The organism is Shewanella sp. SM101, assembly GCF_025654465.1.
Classification (GTDB): domain Bacteria; phylum Pseudomonadota; class Gammaproteobacteria; order Enterobacterales; family Shewanellaceae; genus Shewanella; species Shewanella oncorhynchi.
Genome location: NZ_JAKKRH010000111.1, coordinates 1 through 1,956 on the forward strand (window position 1 = coordinate 1; position 1,956 = coordinate 1,956).

Below are 1,956 nucleotides of genomic sequence, written 5' to 3' on the forward strand. Positions count from 1 at the left end.
AAAAAATTTCGACCTAACTCAGTCAAGGTCAGTGTCTTACATTCAATCAGTGCCTTAGAGGCCAGCATCAAGCTGTTTAATCGTTTTAGGTGAAGTTCTGGGCAGTATTGGTGTAAAGAATGTTGTAGGATATTGGCTTCGCGCATCTTGTTGTCCAAGTGTAGTTTTTGGCGAAACCATTTGATCATGCAACAAGATGCGCTTCCACCCTAATTTGATGATTTATTTGTAAATCATCAGGGGATTCTTCAGAACTGAGCATCAGTGTTGGCATTGCCGTCGCCGATGAAGCGAAAGGCTACGATAGTAATATTATAGAACTGGCAGACCAGCAGCTGTATTTAAGTAAACAACGTGGTCGTAATACCTATTCGGTTGTACTAGCGTGAGGTCTGGCAAACCTATTACCAAAAAATTACTATCTATGAGTGATTAATTTTAAACTCTGTTGTTACCATGATTTTTACAGCATAATATTGAAACCGGCCAAGATAATTTACACAGAATACTGGGACCATAACCCGCTGCGCTGCTCATCGCCCTTACACTAACGTTCTGCTAACGACTAATAGCGGACTTTAATACCTGCACATTGTAATATCCGCTTCTGGCACAAAGCCGAGATCCGACGAAGTGGTACTTTCCGTGAAAGTTGTGGTGCGATTAATTTGCAACACGTGGTAAGGAGCGGTTGCAATGTGGTGGTAAATTAAGTGCAATTAATCAAGAAGGTGAATCAATGAGTGAACAACTGAACTGTCAAAGCCGCATGGATGCGGCGACAACTCTGTACTTGCCGCAAATAACTATCCCCGTCCTGCTAAACCAATGACGTAACTCCTATCTCTCCCGACTTGTTGGAACAAGTCGCACTCACAAGGTGCAATTAAACACTGAACAAAAATTCATGGATGAATGGTTACCGCCGAAGGACTCGGCGCAAATAAAAAACGTACATACCATTATACACAGTATGTACGTTTGAAATGAAAGCCGCTGACGTTATATGTAAAGCCCTGTCACTCACTCACACGCGAATAGACACTGTTTTTACTATATACTCCTTCGGGGCGCTTTTGTTTTTCTATACTTCTACAATTTTATTGGACTCGACTCCATAACTCATTATGAACTCCTGTTTATCTGCCGCGTTTAATTAGCGGTAGCATCGGCATCAGTATCGGTACAAAGCCTAAATTGATGAATGAAACATCAACTTTACTGAGGTGTGGCGGTTTATTGGGCAAACGATGCGGCTTAGATCATTTTTTAAAAATTGTTGATTGACTCTGAGGTCTAAATCGGTAGAATGCCAATCCGCAGTCAGGGGAAAGCATGCCGAGCATGAGTTCAAATGATTAAGCGCAATGATAGGCGACATTAGCTCAGTTGGTAGAGCGATACCTTGCCAAGGTATAGGTCATCGGTTCGAACCCGATATGTCGCTCCAAATTTTAATAAATTTGGCAGTTTGGGCGCGATGGCAGAATGGCTATGCTGCGGATTGCAAATCCGTCGATCTCGGTTCGACTCCGGGTCGCGCCTCCATAGATATAAAGTATTAATGACATGATTCCCGTCGTTAATGTAAAGAGTTTGCCCGAGTGGTGGAATCGGTAGACACAAGGGATTTAAAATCCCTCGCTGGTAACAGCGTGCCAGTTCAAGTCTGGCCTCGGGTACCAAAAAACAGAAAGCCCTGACTGATGTCCTGTCTCTTGATCACATCTTTTGCTCAAGAGACAAGGCTAGCTGGTAACCTTCAAGGATGGTTTGCAGTTTAAACCATCCTTGCCATAACCTTTCCCAGCCTACAATTCCGCTTCGTTTGCTGTCATTCCAGCCCGCGAGTTTTCCTAATCTTAGATAAGCCCAATGCACACTGGGGACTTGTTCGGGCGGTTGGCTTTTTTCCGTCTTTAGCCATAACAACTTCCAGGCCAATGGGCTTAACAG

1 protein-coding gene, 3 tRNA genes and 2 pseudogenes are annotated in these 1,956 nt (G+C 43.6%); 4 read left to right on the forward strand and 2 right to left on the reverse strand.

Features of this window, described 5'->3' with window-relative positions; all coding sequences use genetic code 11:
• A pseudogene (locus tag L5M38_RS24050) lies at positions 1–146 on the reverse strand (IS4 family transposase); the annotation flags it as partial.
• 78 nt (positions 147–224) lie between these two features.
• Between L5M38_RS24050 and L5M38_RS24660 the strand changes: the two are divergent.
• From L5M38_RS24660 to L5M38_RS24065, 4 genes are all read left to right on the forward strand, one after another.
• Positions 225–389, forward strand: coding sequence for a diguanylate cyclase domain-containing protein (locus L5M38_RS24660; protein ID WP_411569318.1), 165 nt, complete (start codon positions 225–227; stop codon positions 387–389).
• A gap of 985 nt (positions 390–1,374) precedes the next feature.
• Positions 1,375–1,450 (forward strand) — tRNA-Gly (locus L5M38_RS24055).
• 24 nt (positions 1,451–1,474) lie between these two features.
• Positions 1,475–1,548, forward strand: a tRNA-Cys gene (locus L5M38_RS24060).
• A gap of 50 nt (positions 1,549–1,598) precedes the next feature.
• A tRNA-Leu gene (locus L5M38_RS24065) sits at positions 1,599–1,685 on the forward strand.
• 37 nt (positions 1,686–1,722) lie between these two features.
• On the opposite strand, the pseudogene L5M38_RS24070 reads toward L5M38_RS24065, so the two are convergent.
• Positions 1,723–1,956, reverse strand: a pseudogene (locus L5M38_RS24070) (IS4 family transposase); the annotation flags it as partial.